Source organism: Spirochaetota bacterium, assembly GCA_017999915.1.
Lineage (GTDB): Bacteria > Spirochaetota > UBA4802 > UBA4802 > UBA5550 > RBG-16-49-21.
The window spans coordinates 26,585-46,531 of the sequence record JAGNKX010000012.1 but is presented as its reverse complement, the minus strand read 5'-3'; the positions used below and the strand labels follow the sequence as shown (position 1 = coordinate 46,531).

27 protein-coding genes are annotated in these 19,947 nt (G+C 49.7%); 5 read left to right on the top strand and 22 right to left on the bottom strand.

The window, feature by feature from the left end:
• Positions 1-30 precede the first annotated feature (30 nt).
• The 3 genes from KA369_16895 to KA369_16885 form a co-directional block, all read right to left on the bottom strand.
• Positions 31-681 carry a hypothetical protein gene (locus KA369_16895; protein MBP7737662.1) on the bottom strand — a complete coding sequence of 217 codons (651 nt, stop codon included), beginning with the start codon at positions 679-681 and terminating at the stop codon, positions 31-33.
• A 169-nt stretch (positions 682-850) separates the two neighbouring features.
• Complete coding sequence (locus KA369_16890) at positions 851-1,486, bottom strand: class I SAM-dependent methyltransferase (GenBank protein ID MBP7737661.1); 636 nt, start codon at positions 1,484-1,486, stop codon at positions 851-853.
• Between the two features lie 218 nt (positions 1,487-1,704).
• Complete coding sequence (locus KA369_16885) at positions 1,705-2,007, bottom strand: STAS domain-containing protein (GenBank protein MBP7737660.1); 303 nt, start codon at positions 2,005-2,007, stop codon at positions 1,705-1,707.
• A 301-nt stretch (positions 2,008-2,308) separates the two neighbouring features.
• Here KA369_16885 and KA369_16880 point away from each other — a divergent pair, with 301 nt between their 5' ends.
• On the top strand, positions 2,309-2,608 hold the full coding sequence (locus tag KA369_16880; GenBank protein ID MBP7737659.1) for an STAS domain-containing protein: 300 nt from the start codon (positions 2,309-2,311) through the stop codon (positions 2,606-2,608).
• Between the two features lie 7 nt (positions 2,609-2,615).
• Positions 2,616-2,945, top strand: coding sequence for a multidrug efflux SMR transporter (locus tag KA369_16875; protein MBP7737658.1), 330 nt, complete (start codon positions 2,616-2,618; stop codon positions 2,943-2,945).
• Positions 2,946-2,964: 19 nt separating this feature from the next.
• On the opposite strand, the gene KA369_16870 is transcribed toward KA369_16875, so the two are convergent.
• From KA369_16870 to KA369_16850, 5 genes are all read right to left on the bottom strand, one after another.
• A complete protein-coding gene (locus KA369_16870) occupies positions 2,965-3,129 on the bottom strand; it encodes a hypothetical protein (protein ID MBP7737657.1) in 165 nt (54 codons plus the stop codon).
• Positions 3,110-3,949, bottom strand: a complete 840-nt coding sequence (locus KA369_16865; protein MBP7737656.1) for a class I SAM-dependent methyltransferase — start codon at positions 3,947-3,949, stop codon at positions 3,110-3,112. Before KA369_16865 ends, KA369_16870 begins: the two co-directional genes overlap by 20 nt.
• A 173-nt stretch (positions 3,950-4,122) precedes the next feature.
• Positions 4,123-4,617 (bottom strand): nucleoside deaminase, encoded by a 495-nt coding sequence (locus KA369_16860; GenBank protein ID MBP7737655.1) that lies wholly within the window; start codon positions 4,615-4,617, stop codon positions 4,123-4,125.
• A 210-nt stretch (positions 4,618-4,827) separates the two neighbouring features.
• Positions 4,828-5,601 carry a class D beta-lactamase gene (gene blaOXA / locus KA369_16855; GenBank protein MBP7737654.1) on the bottom strand — a complete coding sequence of 258 codons (774 nt, stop codon included), beginning with the start codon at positions 5,599-5,601 and terminating at the stop codon, positions 4,828-4,830.
• Between the two features lie 297 nt (positions 5,602-5,898).
• A complete protein-coding gene (locus KA369_16850; GenBank protein ID MBP7737653.1) occupies positions 5,899-7,002 on the bottom strand; it encodes a hypothetical protein in 1,104 nt (367 codons plus the stop codon).
• An 854-nt stretch (positions 7,003-7,856) separates the two neighbouring features.
• On the opposite strand from KA369_16850, the gene KA369_16845 reads away from it, so the two are divergent.
• Complete coding sequence (locus KA369_16845) at positions 7,857-8,963, top strand: AraC family transcriptional regulator (protein ID MBP7737652.1); 1,107 nt, start codon at positions 7,857-7,859, stop codon at positions 8,961-8,963.
• 214 nt (positions 8,964-9,177) lie between these two features.
• Positions 9,178-10,443, top strand: a complete 1,266-nt coding sequence (locus tag KA369_16840) for a DPP IV N-terminal domain-containing protein (protein MBP7737651.1) — start codon at positions 9,178-9,180, stop codon at positions 10,441-10,443.
• 210 nt (positions 10,444-10,653) lie between these two features.
• On the opposite strand, the gene KA369_16835 is transcribed toward KA369_16840, so the two are convergent.
• Positions 10,654-11,388, bottom strand: a complete 735-nt coding sequence (locus KA369_16835) for an SDR family oxidoreductase (GenBank protein ID MBP7737650.1) — start codon at positions 11,386-11,388, stop codon at positions 10,654-10,656.
• A gap of 452 nt (positions 11,389-11,840) precedes the next feature.
• Here KA369_16835 and KA369_16830 point away from each other — a divergent pair, with 452 nt between their 5' ends.
• Positions 11,841-12,323, top strand: coding sequence for an NAD(P)H-dependent oxidoreductase (locus tag KA369_16830; GenBank protein ID MBP7737649.1), 483 nt, complete (start codon positions 11,841-11,843; stop codon positions 12,321-12,323).
• Between the two features lie 110 nt (positions 12,324-12,433).
• Here the strand turns inward: KA369_16830 and KA369_16825 are convergent, their stop codons facing one another.
• From KA369_16825 to KA369_16765, 13 genes are all read right to left on the bottom strand, one after another.
• Complete coding sequence (locus tag KA369_16825) at positions 12,434-12,691, bottom strand: BrnA antitoxin family protein (protein MBP7737648.1); 258 nt, start codon at positions 12,689-12,691, stop codon at positions 12,434-12,436.
• A complete protein-coding gene (locus KA369_16820; protein MBP7737647.1) occupies positions 12,669-12,947 on the bottom strand; it encodes a BrnT family toxin in 279 nt (92 codons plus the stop codon). Before KA369_16820 ends, KA369_16825 begins: the two co-directional genes overlap by 23 nt.
• A gap of 614 nt (positions 12,948-13,561) precedes the next feature.
• Positions 13,562-13,912, bottom strand: a complete 351-nt coding sequence (locus KA369_16815; GenBank protein MBP7737646.1) for a DUF4180 domain-containing protein — start codon at positions 13,910-13,912, stop codon at positions 13,562-13,564.
• A gap of 278 nt (positions 13,913-14,190) precedes the next feature.
• Positions 14,191-14,895, bottom strand: a complete 705-nt coding sequence (locus tag KA369_16810) for an epoxyqueuosine reductase (GenBank protein ID MBP7737645.1) — start codon at positions 14,893-14,895, stop codon at positions 14,191-14,193.
• A gap of 26 nt (positions 14,896-14,921) precedes the next feature.
• Entirely contained in the window at positions 14,922-15,401 is a 480-nt protein-coding gene (locus tag KA369_16805; GenBank protein ID MBP7737644.1) for a DinB family protein, read from the bottom strand.
• Between the two features lie 26 nt (positions 15,402-15,427).
• Positions 15,428-15,850 (bottom strand): VOC family protein, encoded by a 423-nt coding sequence (locus KA369_16800; protein ID MBP7737643.1) that lies wholly within the window; start codon positions 15,848-15,850, stop codon positions 15,428-15,430.
• Positions 15,851-15,895: 45 nt separating this feature from the next.
• Complete coding sequence (locus tag KA369_16795) at positions 15,896-16,306, bottom strand: DUF952 domain-containing protein (protein ID MBP7737642.1); 411 nt, start codon at positions 16,304-16,306, stop codon at positions 15,896-15,898.
• A 12-nt stretch (positions 16,307-16,318) separates the two neighbouring features.
• Positions 16,319-16,831, bottom strand: coding sequence for a hypothetical protein (locus tag KA369_16790; protein MBP7737641.1), 513 nt, complete (start codon positions 16,829-16,831; stop codon positions 16,319-16,321).
• A 54-nt stretch (positions 16,832-16,885) separates the two neighbouring features.
• On the bottom strand, positions 16,886-17,527 hold the full coding sequence (locus KA369_16785) for a YIP1 family protein (protein ID MBP7737640.1): 642 nt from the start codon (positions 17,525-17,527) through the stop codon (positions 16,886-16,888).
• A 19-nt stretch (positions 17,528-17,546) separates the two neighbouring features.
• Positions 17,547-18,200: a hypothetical protein gene (locus tag KA369_16780; GenBank protein ID MBP7737639.1), complete on the bottom strand. Its 654-nt coding sequence runs from the start codon at positions 18,198-18,200 to the stop codon at positions 17,547-17,549.
• An 81-nt stretch (positions 18,201-18,281) separates the two neighbouring features.
• A complete protein-coding gene (locus KA369_16775) occupies positions 18,282-18,533 on the bottom strand; it encodes a hypothetical protein (protein ID MBP7737638.1) in 252 nt (83 codons plus the stop codon).
• Positions 18,534-18,596: 63 nt separating this feature from the next.
• Positions 18,597-19,172, bottom strand: a complete 576-nt coding sequence (locus KA369_16770; protein MBP7737637.1) for a DJ-1/PfpI family protein — start codon at positions 19,170-19,172, stop codon at positions 18,597-18,599.
• A 53-nt stretch (positions 19,173-19,225) separates the two neighbouring features.
• Positions 19,226-19,756 (bottom strand): GNAT family N-acetyltransferase, encoded by a 531-nt coding sequence (locus KA369_16765; GenBank protein MBP7737636.1) that lies wholly within the window; start codon positions 19,754-19,756, stop codon positions 19,226-19,228.
• Positions 19,757-19,947: the final 191 nt, after the last annotated feature.

The following is a 19,947-nucleotide window of genomic DNA, read 5'->3' as shown; positions in this document are numbered from 1 at the left end:
AAGGATCTGCGTCTCTGCATGCGAAGCCCCTCATATCAGTATCACCCCTGCAGCGTATTCCGAGGAGTCGTACCTGGAAAGGACCCCTTCGACGGTCCCCTTGGGGGCCTCGCCGCCGCCGTGATATCCCTGCTCATCGAGAAAACGCCGGAGGGACTCGCCGAGCCGCACCGCGCGCTCCAGGTCCGCCGGCAGGGTGCCCCGGCCGTGGATATAGGCCGGCCCCGACAGGCGCCTCTCCAGCAGATCGATGACGTCATTGGTCTTTCTTGCCTTCTTTGTCAAATCGCTCAGGCCCGTGATCATGGAGTTGTCGTTGCCGTGAAAGACGCTCCGGTGGTCCTCCTTCAGGAGGATCACGGGGATGCCGACCATGGCGGCAATGGCTGAAGTGACCGTTCCCCCCTCATCGGGGACGCGGCCGTTCATGATAAAGATGACGCAGCGGCTCCTGGCTACCAGGTGGAAGGCATTCAGGGCAAAGGCCGACCGCGCCAGCTTCATCCTGTCGCCGCGGTCCCTTCCGGCGCAGCTGATGATCAGATTATCAATACCGTCCCGTGACGGAACGTAAGCGGCGAAACCATGGCCGGTAAGGATTGAATCCAATGATGCGAGGTGCCAGCGGTCTTCCGGAGAGAAGGATGGAGCGGTACAGTAAATGTTATCCTTGCTGTTCATTTTTTAGATTTGTAAAAAATGAACAATACAGTGTCAATAAATATTAGCAATTTGCTGAAAAACAGCAATCTGCCAAGCGATACTGCTTGCCGGGCAGAACGGCGCATCCTTGCCGGCGCCAGGCCCGATGTCCAGCCCGGGCCGAAGGCGGCACGGCGTTTTTTTGATGTTATTTCTTCCGATAGATCGCCAGGTACTGATCCTGGATGATATCGTCATGATAACCCGCCAGCTGCATCCCCGCTTTTTCCATCCATGCCGTAAGATCCTTATCGGTGAACTTGTTGGACATTGGAGGCCAGGTTCTAATAAAACTTACTATCGCTATCCTGCCGTTTTTATCCAGATAATCAACCAACTTTCCAATGTATCGTTCCTGGTTGTCCATGTAGTGAAAGGTATCGCAGATAAAGACCAGGTCCACGGGCCCGGGGATGCCAGGATCGTCTTCACCGGCCAATACTGTCTGTATATTCTTTATGTTTTCTTTTTCATTGACCTCATCGATATGCATAAGAAGCTCTTTATTTATGTCAACGGAATACACTTTCCCCCCGGAAGAAACCAGCGAAGATAATTTCCTCGAAAACAGGCCTGACCCTGCGCCGATATCGGCGACACGATCGCCCCTCCTGATATTTAACCGGTCCATTATCCGATCAATATTCATCTGCCTTATTCGATTGTCGCTCTCCATGTGACCTATATAAAACGCAGACTTGATCTTCTCCTTAAAAACTGTCAATGAGAGGATTACGGCAGCGGCAATGACCGATGCCGAGATAATGGCAATGATGCGTCCCATGGCGGACCTCCATTTTTGATATGAATTATTGAATGGGGAATTTCACACAGCCCCGTGTTGAGCTATTTCAATATAGCATGCCAATGTATCTGTTTCATTTCAGGAATGTAACCGAATGTTACACATTGTCCCGGGGGATTCCGGTGGAAGGAATGAGAATGACCATGATTAAGACATGCCCTCTCCCGATTTGCCGGAACAGGGCATGGCGTCCCCTTCTATTCCAATCCAAGGACATCGGACAGGGTGGTCAACTTGAGGATATTCTGTATATCGGGGCTTGCGTTCCTGATGGTCAGCTTCCTGCCCTTCTTGCTCTGGAGCTTGTACAGGCTTATCAGGGCGCCGATCCCGGAAGAATCGATAAAATTAACCTTTGAGACGTCAATAACAATGTTTTTATCGGATGAATGGCCGACGCTGATCAATACTTTCTTAAACTCATCCAGCGTATAAATTTCAATATCTCCTTGCACCGTGATGGTAACGACATCGTCATCTTCCTTTACTTGTATGGACATACCGCAGCGCTCCCAGGGATTTCTTTTTAATATGCAAAAATACGTGATTCAAGTCAAACGGATTTTTTTATTATTTGCCCCGGGGCCGGGGCGGGCAATTGACCGTGAGTCGGTCTGCTTTTTTGCGAGGGGACCATAGCCCCGGGTTTAAACCCGGGGCTATGGTCCCCTCGCGATGCCGGCCCTCCTGGCCGGCAAAGCACATGTAACCTTCAACAACATCACAGCATTTAAATATTCATTTTACTTGACACAGGCGGTTTTTTAAGGTTATAAAATCAACCACCTGGAGGGAATTAGGATGGAATTTGAAATCAACGAAGATGATGACGTCATTTATATCACCCTTATCGGTGAAATAAATCTTTACACGAGCAAGGACTTCAAGAATACATTATTTGAAATCAGCCAAACCAAAGACAAGATTATGGATCTTGATTTCTCAAACGTAGATTATATGGATTCCGCGGGGATTGGAGTCCTGATTAGCCTTTATAAAATTCAGAGCAAAAGGGGTAAAAAGCTGATCATCAGAAAAGCCAATGATGACATCATCAATTTTATCAGATTATCCAATCTATCAGAACTCCTCGAGGAGTAATGTTTATATGAAATGGCTCCTTTTATCAATCGCCATAGTCGCTGAAGTTACCGCCACATCGGCGTTAAAGGCATCGGAAGGTTTCACAAAACTGGCGCCGTCGATCGTCGTGATCATCGGCTATGGGATCGCTTTCTTTTTCTTATCGCTGACGCTGAAAGATGTTCCCATAGGGATAGCCTATGCCATATGGTCCGGCGCGGGGATCACCTTGATATCGATCATCGGGTATTTTTATTACAGGCAGGGCCTTGACATTCCGGCTATTGCCGGGATCATCTTAATTATAACCGGAATAATAGTGATCAATTTATTCTCAAAAAGCGTTTCGCACTGACGCGGGCATCCTCGCAAGTTTACCCTGCCTGTGCTGAGCCTGTCGAAGCAAGCCCTTCGACGTCGCTCAGGATAAACCTGTCGCAGGGCCGGCCCTCATGGCCGGCGACTATAGTTGAGGCTCCCGCGCCTTCCCTGACGGGGACCAGGTTAACACCGAAGACGTCAGAGGGTTTGGGCCACAACAGCTATCTCCAATGATTCCGGTCCATACTCCGATCCCGATACATCAGAAAATAGTTCCGTAATTATCAGCCCATTTTCCTCGAATTCTTCCTTCAAGGAATCCACGCTGTAATAGTGCAGCCAGTTGTATACGACGCGCTTCCTTGATTTTTCGATGATCGTATATTTATCAAGGATCACTTTTACATCATCATATTTAAATGTATTCTGAAAAGAATAGTAATCATCGGCCGACCAGAAATGCGACAGCTGGTTATACTCGTACATGGAGCATTCTTCCCTCGCATTATACGAATTCATGGAATAGACATCAAGCAGAATGGAGCCGCGCGGCTTCAGAATGCTTTTGAACGTGCCGAGCATGAGCATTCTCTGATCCGGGCTCAGGGCGCAGAAATCGCACATGATCATGGTTATCAGATCAAAGGTGCGCGATATTTCAAAATCAAGGTAATTGCTGCAAATATAGTTGATATCCAGTTTTTCATCCAGAGCCGCCCGCCTTGCGTATTCAATCGATCTCTTAGAAAAATCAATTCCGGTCACACCGATGCCTTTCCTGGCAAAACGAGTCGTGTACAGTCCAGGACCGCACCCGAAATCGATTATCTCGGAATCGGCATTAAGACCGAAATGGCTTATTATCCATTGAGCCGACCTATCGATGAAATTGATGTTTCGCGAGGAGACGTCGATCGATCCGTTCAAATGATACTCCAGCATCCTATGCGACGTATGATCGTCCGTCCATAATTCAGGGGCGGTGTAATATTCAAAAGGCCTTGGCCGCGCGTTGATTTTATTCAATTGGTCAAACATGGGAGGAATTCCTGTTAATAGATATTTATCCTAGCCGGGAAAGCCCATCCTGGGCCATCCTCGCAAGTTAATCCTGAGCCTGTCGAAGGGCCGGCCCTCCTGGCCGGTGACTCTTTGTGAAAAACCGCGCCGCAGCTGGCGGGATAACGCCCCCTGCTTCGAGTCGTCAGGTCTTAAGAAGATAAATGGATTGAATGCTTTTTCTTCGAATTGCCATCGGCGCTCCAGAATTTTTCATGCATCCGCAGCATTTCTTCATTCATAATCGGACCATTGATACATATGCCCGAGTCATCCGCCGAGGCTATGGTCTTTGCCGGGATAAACCTACCCCATCCCCTGATCCTGGCGACATCCTCCTGCGCGAGAAAGTAAGTAACATTGGGAATACCGGACCAGATGCACGCTCCAACGCACATTGGACAGGGCTCATTGGTCGAATAGAGATGCGATTTCAGAAGGACTGCGGGGCCATGCTTTTCAATTACGCACTCAATCGCCAGCATTTCCGCATGACGCAAGGGATTTCCGGTTGTACGCGAGTCATTTGCCGCAGACGCAAGGATCTCATCCTCACACTCGATAACCGCGGCAAAGGGCGGATTGCCACAGTCGAGGGCGTGCTGCTGCTTTTGTATTAATTCTTCGATAATTCTCTGCATATCCATATGTATCTTCTCTCGTTTTCCAAACATATCTGAACCCGTGAAGCGGGTTGCCGCAGCGCGCCGCAGTGTAGGCGCGCCCTCACCTCCACCGAACCGCGCCGCAGACGTCGGGATAAGCGCGATGCCGGGGAGCGGAGCGGCTATGGCCTGACAGCCGGCGTCGAACCGCATCAGTTAAGATATTGATACCCCCGAGCACTTCATCAACAACTATTTGATTATTCCCAGTTCTTTAAAAGCCGTGTATATTATTTCCTTACGATATTTCAATTGTTCGTTATCAGCGATATCAATATTGCATGAAAAAAAATAAACATCATCCCCGGTTTCCAGATAACCCACATACCATCCGACATTTGAAGCAGCACCCGTTTTGGCCCGCACAATATAATCATCAGTTTTATCAACAATCATTATTGATTTAAGAATTTCATAGGCACTGCCATCAAAGGGGCCGTTTTTCGCATAAATGTCTTTAAGAACGCTGATTTGCCCAACGGCGGATATTCGCAGATCACCATTGAGCCAGAATGAATCAACTCCACTTCCGGTTTTCATATTTCCATATCTGATTTTCCTTAAATATATCAGGTACCTGTCATTTCCAATTCTCTTTGCCAATTCCTGGTAAAACCATACGCAACTCACGGCAAAGGCGCTTTTCAAATTCTGGTCCTTATTCCATTCCACGCGCCCCTTGTCCTTGCCATCCCATTTTATTATTTCAGTTTCATCATGTATAACCTTTTCCCACAGGGCAATCAGCGTATTGACTATTTTAAACGTCGATGCGGGCAAAAAATATTCTTTTGATCGTTTTTCATTATATACATGTCTTTCTTTTGTTTTTAATGATTCAATTACGACCGTGCCATTAAGATGATTTCCTTCCATGTAGTTTTTTAAAAATAGATCATTTCTATTTTTTCCCCAGAGGAATGGTGTGGATAGAATACATACGATACATATTATTTTAGTCTTCACAATATTTCTCCGGTACTTTTAAAAAATATTATTTATCACAATAAAATAAAGGCGCTTTTTAATTTTGCCCCTGTCCAGGGCAGGGCTTGACCGTGAGACGGTCGGCTTTTTTGCGAGGGGCTCACTTTTGATATCGTTTATAAATTCAGGTTTATCTGTCACTGAAAATCTGTGCTAATTTGTCGCATTATGGCGATGGCCATAAGAGCATTTCGCCTTTCGCTCCGGAAGCCCCATCCTGGGGCATCCTCGCGACGCCGAACTTCCTATTCGGCGATTACAGTTGATACTCCCTTTTCAGATGATGTTCCGCATGTTTCTATGATTCTTCTTACTTATTTCTGCCACTTTATTCATTTTCTCAAACACAATAACCATCTCATCCGAATCATAATCCGAGATATCGATACAATAATATAGATAATCCCCTGACTTTCCCGGATTCCGGACATACACCTTATATGTATTCCTCAGTGTGTTAAACCATTCGATTATTTCCGAGTAATCCGATTCCCAAGCCTTTCTCGTATGAATGACAATACTATTCTTTCTGTATTCATCCGATGTATTTTTCTGTTTTTTATTTTTAATATATAAATAGGCCCAAATACTCTGGTCGGTCTTCCATTCAAACGTAATATATTCCGGTGTTGAAACAGTGCGTGGGTTAACCTCCCAGCCCCACTCGAACCACCGGTCTATTTGGCGCGTGATTTCACTTTTTATTCTCTGGTCTTCGATAAGATCGAGCTTCTGATATAGATCGAATTTCTCCTTCCGCGTCGACGAGGCTATACTTTGCTTATTGTAATTTCTGATGAAGCAAAACATTTCCTCGCCGATCCTGACCCTTTTCAGCTCTATAATGGCAATCTTGCGGAACTGGCTGCCGTATGAGAGGTAATAGCTCGACGCAAGCACCTCATCGGTAGCCTCCTCGGTTATGAGAAATAGGTTCATCAGGCCCTCATTGATGTTGTTGATTATCTTGCTGATAAGCCCGGAGGGCATCTCCCTGTTTTTGAGGCCGGGATCGTTCACCAGGGAATTGAAAAGTTCCTCGTCCTTCAGGATGTCCTTTATGGATATGGAATCCATGGCGTATTTGCCAATCTGGGAAATGACCTCCTGCCTGTTTCTTGAATCTCCGGCGCGTTTGATCTCGATTACGAACACCGCCCCATCGTCATTAAATCCGATCAAATCAACGGAGCTCTCGGCGCTCAAACTCGCTTCATGGAGCAGGTAAAGATAGTGGCCAAATATTTTCTCCCGGTTGTTGATGATATAATCGTGCATGTTCAAATCAGAGCTGCTCGTTGCAACTTCATGTTTGAAGTATTCGACCTGGAATGGAATATCGGTCATTGTATAATCGTTATTTTCACCGTATATTCTCATATGCGCCTCATTAGTATGTTAATCCAAAATTCATGGCAAGGAATAAACCGGCATAAAAGGCCCGATCTTATACTGAACATGTTATGGCGACCCCTCGTCTAGACTCAGGGCGCGTCCCTGATAAATTGTTATTTTCTTACACATCCCCCCGGATGGAAATCCTTCTATAAAACACCCCACCCCCCTTAGCCCCTACCGTCAAGCCATTTACGCATAACAGGACGCTTAATTTATTGAATAGCACCCCATGTCTGCGCGGGATATAATATAGAATTTTTATATACACAAATAAGAAATTACACATTCTCCCGCGCCGGACAGGAAGTCCGGCGTCGCGAGGATGGCCCAGGATGTTCCCGACACGGATGTCGCAATGCCGGCTTCGCCACGGATGGCGAAAAGAAGCCGGCGCGCTTCCGGAGCGAAAGGCGAAAAAGCTTTTATTGCCATCGTCTTCACAATGACAATGTCATATACAGACAAATACCCACAAACAACTAACCTCCCGCCAACCAGGCATCAAAACGTCCGCCCGCAGGGCGGACACACCAATAGGGGGTGGATGCCCGAGTCGATTTCGGCGAAGCCGAATCGACGAGTTCACCCCCTAGCCCGTCGCGGCGCCTGAGCGACCGGGGAGAGAGGGAGCGCGAGGGTGAGAGGGCGCGCAGCCCTCTTGCCCTCGCACAATTGCACGCCCCTCTCAGGGGCGAATCCCCCCGCCCCGGGTCGGGGCGCCATCCTGCGCCTCGCAAGATAGCCGACCGGCTCCCGGTCACCACCCCGCCCCGGATCGGGGCATCAAAGTAAATAAACTTGACAGGGAAATGTCGAAAAAATACAGGAATAAACTTATGGCTACTATCCTGAATTTGCTTCTATTTGGAAGCAGCTTTACGGTCATTATAATCGCCCTGGGGTTTTTCACCGAAAAAAAAGACCGGAGCGAAACCATTGTCGTGTTCGCGGTCTGTGTTTTGTGGGCGGTTAACGCCCTTTTCTGGATGTCGGAGGAATACTCCTACTATGCATTCTATCCGGACCTCCTGTATATCAACCAGCCCTTCGAGTTTTTCCTGGGCCCCCTGCTCTATTTGCGCCTCCAGGTGCTGCTGGAAGGCAAAATAAAATTCGACCGCCTTACCGCGCTCTTGTTCACCCCCGGGGTCCTGGCTGTCCTGTATTTCATCCCCTTTTTTTTGCAAAGCCCGGAGGCGAAGCTCGCGTCCGTGGGGTTCGCCAATGTCCACAATGAATTTTTTCGGGCCATCTATCTCGTGATATTATACGGGGCGGCACCGTGGGCAGTGTTCTGCGTTTTTCTTTCCATTGTGCAGGGGCGCAGGTTATTGTCCCGGAAAGGCATCGGCCTGATCATGCAGAGAAAGGCTTTCGTCGCCTGCAACCTCATATTCATAGGGGCGATCATAGCGCTCTATGCCGCGAATGTCATGAAGCAGAAGGAGCTGCTCGTGGGAGCGCTGTTCCTCATCAACTGCCTCATCATCATTCTCTACTACTTTATAAAGCTCTATCCTGATTTTTTCATGGCCATATTGAAGGATACCAGCGAGATGAAATACAAGCGGTCCATGGTGCTGGGCATGGACACGGAAGCGGTGGTGGAGCGCATCCAGGATCTCATGGAGCGTGAGCGCCTGTACCTGGACGATACCCTGTCCCTGCGGTCCCTGAGCGAAGCCCTCTCCATCACTCCCCATCAGCTCTCCGAGATTTTAAACACCCGCCTCAACACCGGTTTCCGCTCCCTGGTCAACGCCTACAGGATAAACGCCGCGAAACGGATGATGCTGGAAGATGACGCCATCCGGATATTGCGGGTGGCCTATCAGTGCGGGTTCAATTCCAAAAACGCCTTTAACAACGCCTTCCTGAAACAGGAGGGAATGACCCCGACCGAATTCAAGGAGCGACATAAAAAAAACGGTCACGGTTTATAAACATGGGCGACAGAATGAAACGACCATGTTATCTTTTTCATTGTACACAAGGCCCCTGCGAAGGGGCTTTGTTGTGAGGAAAGGGGATCGGAATTCCCTCCTCACCTGGGTAAAGCGCGCCCGGGTATTTTCGAATATCAGATTCCCCGCGAATTGTAGAATCCGGATTATCAGGGGCGCCTTTAACAATGGAAAAAACAGGAGGCTTCATAGAATGAAGATGAAGAAGATGATAATAATGCCCGTGATAATCGCACTGGCCGCGCTCATGGCGTGCTCTGACAAGGGCGGATCCGATGGAAGCGCCGGGCTTTTTGCCCTGCTGGGCCTGTCGGGGGGCGCGCCGGGGGCTCCGGCAGCTCCCACGGTGGCGGCCGCGGCCGGGCAATTGACGGTAACATGGTCCGCCGTATCGGGCGCGGAGAGCTACCAGGTATGGTACGGCACAACGAATGATTCAGCCGCGGCGACCAGGTTCGGTGGCGATTTTACTTCCACCGCCTGCCTCATCACCGGCCTTACGAACGGCACCCCCTATTACGTTTGGATAAAGTCCATAAGCGGCGGCGTTGAAAACGGATTCAGTCCCTCCGGCGGCGGAACTCCGGCCTCGACCGCCCTTTCTAAAAGCGATGTCGTGTTTGCCTACGGCAGTTCCAGTACCGATACGGCCATCCTGAGAATGAACGACACGACGCCCATCACCACCTTGGAAATCGTCCCCGCCGATACCAGCGCCGCCACGGTATTACTGGCGCAGCCGTCCCCATCCCTGGACCGCTCAATGCTGGCGTATCTTCACTCCATCACCGGCGATACATATATAAAATTCAAGAACTCAGGGGGCACCATCGATATTACTCCTTCCAATTTCGACTTTTCCGGCGATTACGCAATGGCCCTTTCCCCCGACGGCTCGAAGCTGGCCTATGTGGATGAGGATAATCATATCAGCGTCATTACCGCCACCGCCTCCCCCACCCCTCTTACGCTTACCAATTGCGCCAGCGGCATGGATAAGTATCCCACCTGGTCGCCGGACGGCGCGCAAATCGCCTTTGTTCACTTCGATACGGATTCCAATTCAAAGATATACAAGGTCAGGGCGGACGGCAGCAGCGCCAGCCCCTATGGCGAGGAATTGTTCAGCTGGAACACAACAACCGCCGGCAACGAGTCGCTGATTTCCCTGCGGTGGTCCCCGACCAATCCCTATCAGATGGTCTGCAGCTCACGGTATAGCAGCGCCAATGTGTATTTTTTCGTTTACACCCTGAACCTCACCACAAAGGAAAGGACCAAACTGACCGGCAACACCACGCAGCACGAGCATTACCCCCAGTGGTCAAAGGACGGGAATTATATTTTTTATGAGATCAACAATAATATATATTATAAATCCATCGATAATGCCGGCGCTTCGGGCACGCAAATGACCACTGACGGCAAGTCATCCTTTAAAGGGTGGGAACCCTCATAGGAGGGATTGAGGGAACAGGGCATTGGTGATAAAATACCACGCAGCAAGCTACGGGGTATTTTGTCGCATAATGTTTTGCGCGCAAATAATTCAACGAATACTATTTTAGAACAGCGGGCGGCAGAGGCGGATTCCACCTTGCCCCGCCGGAAAACCGTGGCCGTGCCGCCCTTTCAATAAGCCTGTTATTTCATCTGTGGTATCAGGTGCCTATTTTGTATTTTTCAATTCCTTGTTGTAAATAACCGGGGTTTTGAATTTCCATTTTTCCCATAGCTCCACATCACCGAGCAGACGCGCCATAAAATCCGCCACATTGATCCTGCTCGTTTTCCCCGGATCGAACATTGGACTTCTAATAGTCGATGGATGAACCGTATATTCGGAAACTTCGGATTCATTGATGAGGGAATCGGGTCTCACCGCGATCCATTCAATACGCTCATTATGGGCGCCCACTGTGTCGATCAAATAGGCAAGCGCATATTCATTGTCGCGGTGCGGCGGCAACAATAGTCTTATGATCCCCATCACGGCATTCTCTTTGATGCTCAACTTTTCATTCTGTATTGTATTCAGGCACGCCGTGGTATTCATCAGGATTATTTTCATGGTTTTGCTTTTATCGAGGGCGCCGATCGCTCCAACGATCCTCTTCAGCGCATCAGTCACGAGCCTACGGGGTTTCCCGTATATTCCCTTTAACGTTATATTATGGCCCAGGCAGGAAATAACCGCATCGGTATCAGCCACATGGCGCTTCAACAGCTGATCGTCCATTTCCAATATGGCAGCCTGAATCACCTCAAGGGGAGCGCCGCTTTTTATGGAATCAAATACATCGACATTTCGCGCCACCGCTTTAACGCTGAATCCCTGTTTTAACAATTGGAGGACAACATTAAAACCCGTGGCTCCATTGGCGCCCAGCACCATCACTTTCATACAACACCTGTCCTTTTCATGTTATTTTTCACAGCGATATACTGCGCCGTGTTCATGGCGGCACGGCGCCTCCGGCGCATTCAACGCTTTGCCGCGTAAAGCGCGGGAAAAGCTGAGTCATTGATTGAAAACTTCCATTTTCACATATAAAGTGACTCCAGCAACCGCCCCCCGTCAAGCCCTTTAATAAAACGGCACATCCTCGCCTTCGCTGGTAAAAATGCTCACCCCACCCCGGGGCAAAATAAATTTAATATTGCAAAAAATATCCTCCGGCGCTACATTATCATCAAGAATATATCCGGCGGAACCGGCCGCCGGGCGGCACGTCCGCATGACCTGAAGGAGCGCATCGAATCACTCAAGGTCCTGCGCCAGCTGTCGTACATAAAAGAGATGAAGATGGGCAGCGATCAATATGAGCTGATCATGGTCTGAGACACGAGGTGTTTATGAAAAAGATACTGACAGTGTATTTTTCCTACAGCGGCAACACCCGCATCATCGCCGAGCAGATCCATGAGATCGCCGGCGGCGATATTATGGAAATACAGGCGGCCGAGCCCTATCCGGAGGAGTACAACGACGTGGTGGACCAGGCGCGCCGGGAGCTTAAATCCGGGCGCAAACCGCGGCTGAAATCGAAAAGCGCCGATATCGCTTCTTACGACCTGATCATCCTGGGCTTCCCCAACTGGTGCGGCACCTTTCCGGCGCCGATAACGACCTTTTTATCGGAAAACGATCTCTCCGGAAAGACCATCGCGCCCTTCTGCACCCACGAGGGGGGCGGATCGGGACGCAGCGCCGGGGACCTGTCAACATGGTGTCCCCGGTCCACCCTGCTGGAGGGCATCGCCATCCGCGGCAGGGACGTGAAAGGCGCACGGTCCGAAGTGACGGAGTGGCTGCGGAAGAATAAGATCTCTGATTAACGGATAAGCGTCATCACAGGCGATATGGATCGGCAAAGGCGATACCTGTGAACTGAAGAGATTGATGACGAATTTCTACTGGTTGGGAAAACCCCTGCCAGGTTGCATCGTTATTTATCATTCTGATAATGAGAGGTGTATTTATCAAGAATGGTTTTTATCATCGTCTGATAGGGAACGCCTATTTTTTTAGCCTTTGCCTTAAAAAAATCGACGCTATTCTTGCTTAAGTGAATGGTGACTTTTACATTCTCTTCTTTTTTTATTAGCTGTTCAGGGGCCGGTATAAAATCATCTATCACTCTGGAAGAAATAATCGCATCGGATATGTCTTTCGGCGCGGATTTATACGTTATTTTTTTCTTCATATTTCTTTCTCCCTTCTCTCCAGTAACCTGCTCCAATAATCCGAATCTTATCGGATCGCACGGTAAACCTGACGGTCATAATGACGTCATCGACGTTGCCAAAACAAAAATAGCGTTTTTCATTTTTGGTTGAATGCTTGATATCAACGGCAATGACCCTGACAGGATCGTAAAAAGCCGCTTGATCCTCAAAAAACGAAACGTCATGCTTCTCCAAGTTTTTACTGTTTTTTATCTCATCCCACTCAAATTCCATAAGTAAATATATACATATAATTTACCATATGTCAATACATATATAACAAAAATACGAACATGTTTTGATGTATATTATTTGAAACAACGATGGGGGATTGGACCGAATGAAATCTTTCATCGGACAGGTGGCCCGGCCCTTCGACAGGCTTGCTTCGACAGGCTCAGCACAAGCAGGATAAACTTGCGAGGATGGCCGCCGGCGGTTTTTTAGACATCCTGTCTCCGCCGGCACTAACCACATCCTGTGGTTAGCAGATGGGCCTTCCGGAGCGAAAGTCGAAAAAGACCTTATTGCAATCATCTTTGCCAGTACGATGACAATACAAGTCAAATGTGCAAAGATCCGTATTCTCTTTCCAGCCAGACCTCAAAACGTCCGCCGAAAGGCGGACAAACCTAACAAGGGTGGATGTCTGAGTCGAATCCGGCGAAGTCGGTTCGACGAGTTCACCCGATAGCCCGTCGCGGCGCCTGAGCGACCGGGGATAGGGGGAGCGCGAGGGGGAAAGGGAAGCCTCCCTTACCCCCTCGCACAATTGTACGACCCGCTCCGGGTCAAAATCCTTTACCCCGGACAGGGGTATAAAAACAGAGCCGGGCCATAGGCCCAAATTAAACTGAAAGCTTCTGAATGGCCGTGTTCACATCGTCGACAAACACGACATTATTAGACCTGTTGCACTCGCGGATAAAATCGCGGAGGCTCGTGCCGGCGTAGCCGGAGAAATCGCCCACCACGGCCATTTTAAGGCGGTAATTGCTTATTTTCTGCATGATTTCCCCGGCCAGGCCGGACTTCAGATCAAAAAACGACTCGGGTAGCATCTCCTTTTTGAAAATAAGCGTGGAGGATTTTACCCTGGTCATGATATCCAGCAGGTCCTGGGGCGTTCTGATGAGGAAGTTGCCGGAGATGATCTCCGCCAACTCCTTGCCGTTGGATGTGTATATTCTGTATTCCATCAGTAAACCAGTGAAACCATTGATAAATCCCGGATAATTATTTGCAAGTCTTTTCGTATAACTGAACGAATGTTATGTCTATCGCGTCCCACAGGGACCCGGGTCTTGACATGCAACATATTAGACCGGCAATGATATGGAAAAGATTAAATATTTTTAAAATATTCATGAAATTATAAGCCCGGGACTGGCTTTTTGTCAATAGCGGTGGGAATGAACGACACAAATGAGGAATGAATGAAACCCCGGCGCGGTTTTATGGCGCTGAAAACCGACTGTCAATGCTTACCATAGGGACAGGCGTGCAGGCAGAGGCCGCACACCGGGTAGGCGCGGCTTTTCTTCAGGCCCTCGAAGTAGTTATGGCACTTGATGAAATCCAAGCGCTCCTCCCGGGCCTCCCCTGCCACGTAATTCCTTCCTTTAATTGCCTTGACCGGACAGGCAGTGACGCATTCCCGGCAGTCGCCGCACCGCTGCTCCAGGGGGTTGTTCACGGTCCTGAGCGGCGCTCTGGTCAGCACGGAGATGAACCTGACCCTTGGGCCGTGATCTTCGGTGACCAGGAGGCAGTTCTTCCCGATCCATCCGAGGCCGGCGATGTGGGCGACGGTCTTGTGGGATACCGTGGGAACGGCGTTCTCCATGTCGGTCCTGTTCGCCACGGCAATGGGAAGGGTCCTGTGGCCCGACCGGTTCAGCCAGGATGAAAGGACCGAGGCAGCCATGTTCAGGCGCTCATTCAGCACGTCGTACCCATGGGTCCGGTACTGGCACGACACGTTCACATCGTCCCGCTGCGGCAGGAAGTCTGCGATGGAATCGGGGATGGCCATTCCGATAGAGACAGCGCTTCCGTAACCGGCCACAATGGAGCCGCCCTGGCGCGCCAGCTCATCTTCATAGGGCCTGATATCGGCGAAGCCTATGTAATCGACCTGGTGCGGCGCGAGCAGCCTGATTATCTTTTTGTTCAATGCCATGGCCTTTCCTCCGCGCCGTACCGGCGCTACCCAAGCTCCGCCAGTATGGCGTCTATGTATTCAAGGTGGAACTGGAGATGATTGCAGTAGATCTCAATGCATTTTTCCAGGGTCACCTGGACGGTCTCCCCCTTGTATTTCCGGATGAAGTAATCCCCCCTCCAGTTCTCCTCCGGCTCGTCTTTGACCAGGTCGCATACAATTGTCCGGACCAGGCCGAAGAGCCGGATATACTTATAGATATCCTCGTCCTTGCGCCTGATGTTCTTTGTCCAGACGTCTTCGTCCATGACATAGCACTCTGAACCGGGCTGGGCAATGATGGACTTGCACCGGATAAAGCCGTTCACCTCGCTGTCAACCAGGTGGATAATATGCTCTTTTATCGTCCAGGCGTCGTCCCTGTGGGGGCGGTAATCGTACTCCCTGCCGGTGAGGCCCCTCAATTTCGAGTCCAGAGCTTCGACGCCACCCGCGTATGTGTTCAGCAATTGCTGATATTTCATAACATGCTCCTTTCTATGTATGGCCGTTATAATTTCAGATTGTCCCTGTCATCGAATTCCCAGAAGGGATTATGGGCCACTTCAAAGAGGTGTCCGTCAGGGTCCCTGAAATAGCCGCTGTAGCCGCCCCAGAAAACCTTCCGGGCCGGCTTGACGATGGTGGCCCCCAATTTCGACACTTCACGCATCACATCGTCCACTTCTTTTTCGGATTTGGCGTTATAAGAAAGGGTTATACCGGAAAATCCCGTTTTTTCATCATCCGCCATGGCGTCTTCAGCCAGGGCCCTGCGCGGGTACAGCGCCAGAGTGATTCCTCCGAGGGGGAACAGGGCGAGCTCATCCATGCTTGCCGCCGACTTTTTCCAGCCCAGGCCTTTCTCGTAGAAGTCCAGGGACCGTTCAAAATCATTCACTCCGAGGGTGATCAGGTTCAGTTTCTGCCTCATGGTCTTCACTTCCTTGGTTCAGGTTAATACTCAATGTATGCGATGTTACAAATACTTTTTTATATCCTGAAACAGCGAGGGCCACAGGAACCGTCCCCCGGACCATTCAACCTTCCCGGCCCCGGTAACGGCATCAAGGTTCAGGTTCCCGTAGATGTGGGGAAACAGCGCTCCTTCCTTTATATGGCTTGTTCCCCCTCCCTCGATGGGCGCCGGAGCCTCATATTTAACTTCCGATCCCACACTGGCAACATCAATTTCCAGCACGAGGATATCCTTTTGATCCGCCACAGCGGAAAAATAATCTTCCAGCACAAGGAGAGTCGTGGATCGTTCCGCCGTGCAGTGAATAAAGCCGTCTTTGTCAAAACCGGCCGGGGTGTAATACTCACCCATTATGTTTGAGACAAGATCATCCAGGGTGACGATGTGATAAATAACGCTTTTCTTTTCCATGGTCGAGCCGCGTCAATGTTCCGTTTTATTTTTTTTGAAATACATGTCGATGGCCAGGGATATTATCAATACAAGTAACGATAGCGCCCCAATTATTTTAGGAATATCGCTTTTGTCAAATACCCGGATATTTGCCGCATAGGCCGCGATGGAAAAGACGCCGAAGGCGATCGACCTCGAAAAGGGACGGACAAACATTTTGAAAAACTGCCGCATAAAAGACCCGGTTTCCCCGTCGGCGCGGACCGATTGCTCCGACCTCAATTTCCTGTATATTTCATCGAGCTTGGCGCTGTCGCATTCAATCGACAGGGAGCCTCTTACGTATAATTTCTTCAATATCTCAACGGCCGGAAGGGCATCGGCGGTCTTTACATAAAAATGGCATGTCGGATGGCCGAGGAGCATGGCCAGGTCTTCCGAGGAGTAATAATCGATATTATTAACGCTGAGCTCTTCCTCGATGGCGGATTTCTCGACCACCGATACGCTGGTATAGATCTTTGTGAATTCGCTGTTGTCCATAGGGCGCCACCGGCAAGAAAGTTAATGCGACCTCGCGCGACAAATCTATGTATCTTATCGGTTAAAAATTAAAAATGTGATCTGAAAAACAATAAAACTGAAAATCCCGATACCCGTTGACGCTAAAGCGGACAGTTTATGGACAACCTTTACGCACAATGGAAACAGAATCAGAAACGCCAGGAAATAAAAGGAATAGCATATCCAGAGGAGCGTCCTCCATAGGGTGGCCGAATTCATGGCCATTTCATGCTCCCTGGCGTCAATGACATGCAGCGCGCTTAACAGGCTCATCGGCAGGTCGTGGACCAATCCGCCCCACATGGCAATGCTGATACACAGGGCCAAAGCAGACAGGGTTTCCTCATAGGTTCCCTTTCCACCGAAGATCCTGGCGATCACTTGCGCTGTACCGGCCGACAGGAGCCAGCACATGACGAGACTGGGGGCCAATAAAAAGCGGTTTATCGGATAATAATGCTCTTTTGGTATATTCAACCACGGCTCAAACACCGAGGGGGCGCCGTTGCCGATGGTCAGGAAGACGTACATTAATGTGTATCCGACAATCGGAATGCAGATATAGATGAAGCCGTATTTATAATGATTATTGGAGCCGATGAACGATGACAGGGTTCGGACAGGATGGATGATTGTCCTGAAATAATACCAGAGTATTCCTTTATCGCCATCCATGCGCAGGCCCCCGGGTCCTTTATTGTCTGCAAATTTCTTTTCGCGTCCTCCACATGTATATGGAAACCAGGGTTGCGGCAATCGGATAGGTCAAACCGACCGTGGAGCTTAATATGAAGAATGGCTTGAACATGACCGCCCCGAGAACGGCGGGCGCAACGATCCCATGAACGAGCAGGAGTATTCTTATGGCCCTGTTCAATCCGGTTCCCCTGATCGAAAACGAAGCCATAAGGGTTGAAAAGCCCATAATTGTATAGGCCAGCCCGTTGACGGCCCAGAACGGCTTGCCTTCGGCGACTTCGAACATCGCCACATCGGCAAAATTCCCGGTTATGAATGATGGAGCCACTATCAGGACCTGGATGATATAGACGAATGAGTTTAATGTGACGTAAACGACGGCGAGGACGATCGCGCAGAAGGAGTAAAGCGGCACGCCGCTTATCTCGTCAAAATGCAGCGCTATGATCATTCCCAGAAAAGAATAGGCCAGCAATAATGAAGGAGCGTACCATGAGAGCGATATCACGAAGGGTGACGAGATGAGGCCGGACATTCCTGCCGCGGCCGCAATGTCAAAAAGGAGATAACATATCATCGATACCAGGGACGTATAAAAACCGAAATATTTAACCCTCGCCTTTGATTCGCCAGAAACCGATGGACCCATATGCGCCTCCGGGCTTTTCATAGTGCAAGTACCTCATCATCCGCTCTGAAGGGGCGCCACCAAACCCTTCGGGTTGGGGCATCAATTAAGCTGGTCGGGGCACACCCCCATGCATATGTTCTTCTGCCTGATGCATTCATTCTCGGAGGATATGCGCTCCTTGTACGTGGCGGCGCTGCTTTTAGCTTTCTTCAGGCAGAACCGGTAATCGCTGATGCACCTGTTGATGCAGACCCGGTCCTTTTTTTTAGCGGCGTTGGAAACCGATGTCGATAAAACAAACCCCGTCATTACAACGGCCGTGGCAACAAGGATCGTCATAAATCTTTTCATGGTCATATCTCCTGTGAATTTATTCCGTCCGCCAAACCGGGCGTGGACGATTGTTTTCCTGAATCAGTTAAACCCCATCTTCGTTCTGATACGCATGGACTGCCCAGGCGATGTCAGTAATTCAAGCACCAACAAGGCCACATCGATGGCCGTTGAGGGGTCCCATGATGTTATGATGGAACCGTCGACCACTATCGGTTCATCCACTACTTCAACGCCAAAGGCCCTGAGCTGATCCTGACGTTCGCCGCCATAGGTTGTTCCTTTTTTGCCTTTCAATATGCCGCTTTTACCGACTGGGAGCGCGCCCACGCATACCGACGCGATAATTTTATTCATTATATGGAATTCTTGTATTAATGCAAGAAATTTATCGCTGTAGGCGTCCCGATAATACCCGTAAACCTCAAACCCGCCGGGAATCGCAAGGGCGTCATAATCGCCGACGGCCGCCTCGTCAATGGTCAGATCGACATTGACGCATTGATCGAAGGAGCTTTTCACCTGCCTGCTCATCCCGCAGGTAGCCAGTTTTGTCGTGCCGTCCCCCTTGGCAAGGTTCCAGCCGATGACATCAATGAAGACGCTTGCCTCATACATCTCGAAGCCGTTGGCCAGAAGCAATAACACTTTTTTCATGGGTCGATCCATCGGATATGAAGCTCCTTTTACCATGCCCTGCAAGGATTATTTCATCGTACGATCGAGTACACGTACACGTCCCTGGGAACGTCTGAAATATTGGGATGGACGGCGAACTTTCTCAGCACTCCTTCCCTGGTCAATCCCGTTTTTTCCATTACCCTGGCCGACGCGGCATTGTCGACGTCGCAAATGCCCCAGACCCTGTATATGGCGTCATGGGTGAAGGCGAATTCAACGACCCTTCTCAACGCCTCCGTCATGAGGCCCCTGCCCCACCGGCTCTTCATCAGGACATAACCGAAATCGGCCTTTGTCGCGTCCATGATCAAATGGATCATGCCTATCAGCCCGCCGCTTTCCTTTTCACGGATGCACCAGGTCAGATGATTTCCCATCTCCCAGTTGTTGAGGCAAAGGTTGACAAAGATGATCGTCTCATCAACGGACACGTGGGGTTTCCACATAACGTACCGCGTCACATCCGGGTCGCGGGCATAGTTGCGGTATATCGCCTCCGCGTCTTCCAGGAGGGGCTTTGCCAGTATGAGGCGGTCCGTTTCGAGCGCTGTCGTTTCCATGGGGAGATGTTGTTTCCGGAACTGTGCTATAATAATCCTTATCTGTAAAGGCCTTTTTCCGCAGCGCCCCCTTTCAGATGAAAATGCCGAAGCCATGAAACGGAAAATTATTGCTCCCGGGCCGCCCGGATCCCTCATCCCCTGTCCTGATAAAGGGCTTGACAGTTCCCTTTTTGCCCGTTATTCCATGA

What these genes read in the sequence shown, in the direction of transcription:
- KA369_16895 (MBP7737662.1), bottom strand. Translation starts at nt 681, where the DNA reads ATGAACAGCAAGGATAACATTTACTGTACCGCTCCATCCTTCTCTCCG.
- KA369_16890 (MBP7737661.1), bottom strand. Translation starts at nt 1,486, where the DNA reads ATGGGACGCATCATTGCCATTATCTCGGCATCGGTCATTGCCGCTGCC.
- KA369_16885 (MBP7737660.1), bottom strand. Translation starts at nt 2,007, where the DNA reads ATGTCCATACAAGTAAAGGAAGATGACGATGTCGTTACCATCACGGTG.
- KA369_16880 (MBP7737659.1), top strand. Translation starts at nt 2,309, where the DNA reads ATGGAATTTGAAATCAACGAAGATGATGACGTCATTTATATCACCCTT.
- KA369_16875 (MBP7737658.1), top strand. Translation starts at nt 2,616, where the DNA reads ATGAAATGGCTCCTTTTATCAATCGCCATAGTCGCTGAAGTTACCGCC.
- KA369_16865 (MBP7737656.1), bottom strand. Translation starts at nt 3,949, where the DNA reads ATGTTTGACCAATTGAATAAAATCAACGCGCGGCCAAGGCCTTTTGAA.
- KA369_16860 (MBP7737655.1), bottom strand. Translation starts at nt 4,617, where the DNA reads ATGGATATGCAGAGAATTATCGAAGAATTAATACAAAAGCAGCAGCAC.
- KA369_16850 (MBP7737653.1), bottom strand. Translation starts at nt 7,002, where the DNA reads ATGAGAATATACGGTGAAAATAACGATTATACAATGACCGATATTCCA.
- KA369_16845 (MBP7737652.1), top strand. Translation starts at nt 7,857, where the DNA reads ATGGCTACTATCCTGAATTTGCTTCTATTTGGAAGCAGCTTTACGGTC.
- KA369_16840 (MBP7737651.1), top strand. Translation starts at nt 9,178, where the DNA reads ATGAAGATGAAGAAGATGATAATAATGCCCGTGATAATCGCACTGGCC.
- KA369_16835 (MBP7737650.1), bottom strand. Translation starts at nt 11,388, where the DNA reads ATGAAAGTGATGGTGCTGGGCGCCAATGGAGCCACGGGTTTTAATGTT.
- KA369_16830 (MBP7737649.1), top strand. Translation starts at nt 11,841, where the DNA reads ATGAAAAAGATACTGACAGTGTATTTTTCCTACAGCGGCAACACCCGC.
- KA369_16825 (MBP7737648.1), bottom strand. Translation starts at nt 12,691, where the DNA reads ATGAAGAAAAAAATAACGTATAAATCCGCGCCGAAAGACATATCCGAT.
- KA369_16820 (MBP7737647.1), bottom strand. Translation starts at nt 12,947, where the DNA reads ATGGAATTTGAGTGGGATGAGATAAAAAACAGTAAAAACTTGGAGAAG.
- KA369_16815 (MBP7737646.1), bottom strand. Translation starts at nt 13,912, where the DNA reads ATGGAATACAGAATATACACATCCAACGGCAAGGAGTTGGCGGAGATC.
- KA369_16810 (MBP7737645.1), bottom strand. Translation starts at nt 14,895, where the DNA reads ATGGCATTGAACAAAAAGATAATCAGGCTGCTCGCGCCGCACCAGGTC.
- KA369_16805 (MBP7737644.1), bottom strand. Translation starts at nt 15,401, where the DNA reads ATGAAATATCAGCAATTGCTGAACACATACGCGGGTGGCGTCGAAGCT.
- KA369_16800 (MBP7737643.1), bottom strand. Translation starts at nt 15,850, where the DNA reads ATGAGGCAGAAACTGAACCTGATCACCCTCGGAGTGAATGATTTTGAA.
- KA369_16795 (MBP7737642.1), bottom strand. Translation starts at nt 16,306, where the DNA reads ATGGAAAAGAAAAGCGTTATTTATCACATCGTCACCCTGGATGATCTT.
- KA369_16790 (MBP7737641.1), bottom strand. Translation starts at nt 16,831, where the DNA reads ATGGACAACAGCGAATTCACAAAGATCTATACCAGCGTATCGGTGGTC.
- KA369_16785 (MBP7737640.1), bottom strand. Translation starts at nt 17,527, where the DNA reads ATGGATGGCGATAAAGGAATACTCTGGTATTATTTCAGGACAATCATC.
- KA369_16780 (MBP7737639.1), bottom strand. Translation starts at nt 18,200, where the DNA reads ATGGGTCCATCGGTTTCTGGCGAATCAAAGGCGAGGGTTAAATATTTC.
- KA369_16775 (MBP7737638.1), bottom strand. Translation starts at nt 18,533, where the DNA reads ATGAAAAGATTTATGACGATCCTTGTTGCCACGGCCGTTGTAATGACG.
- KA369_16770 (MBP7737637.1), bottom strand. Translation starts at nt 19,172, where the DNA reads ATGAAAAAAGTGTTATTGCTTCTGGCCAACGGCTTCGAGATGTATGAG.
- KA369_16765 (MBP7737636.1), bottom strand. Translation starts at nt 19,756, where the DNA reads ATGGAAACGACAGCGCTCGAAACGGACCGCCTCATACTGGCAAAGCCC.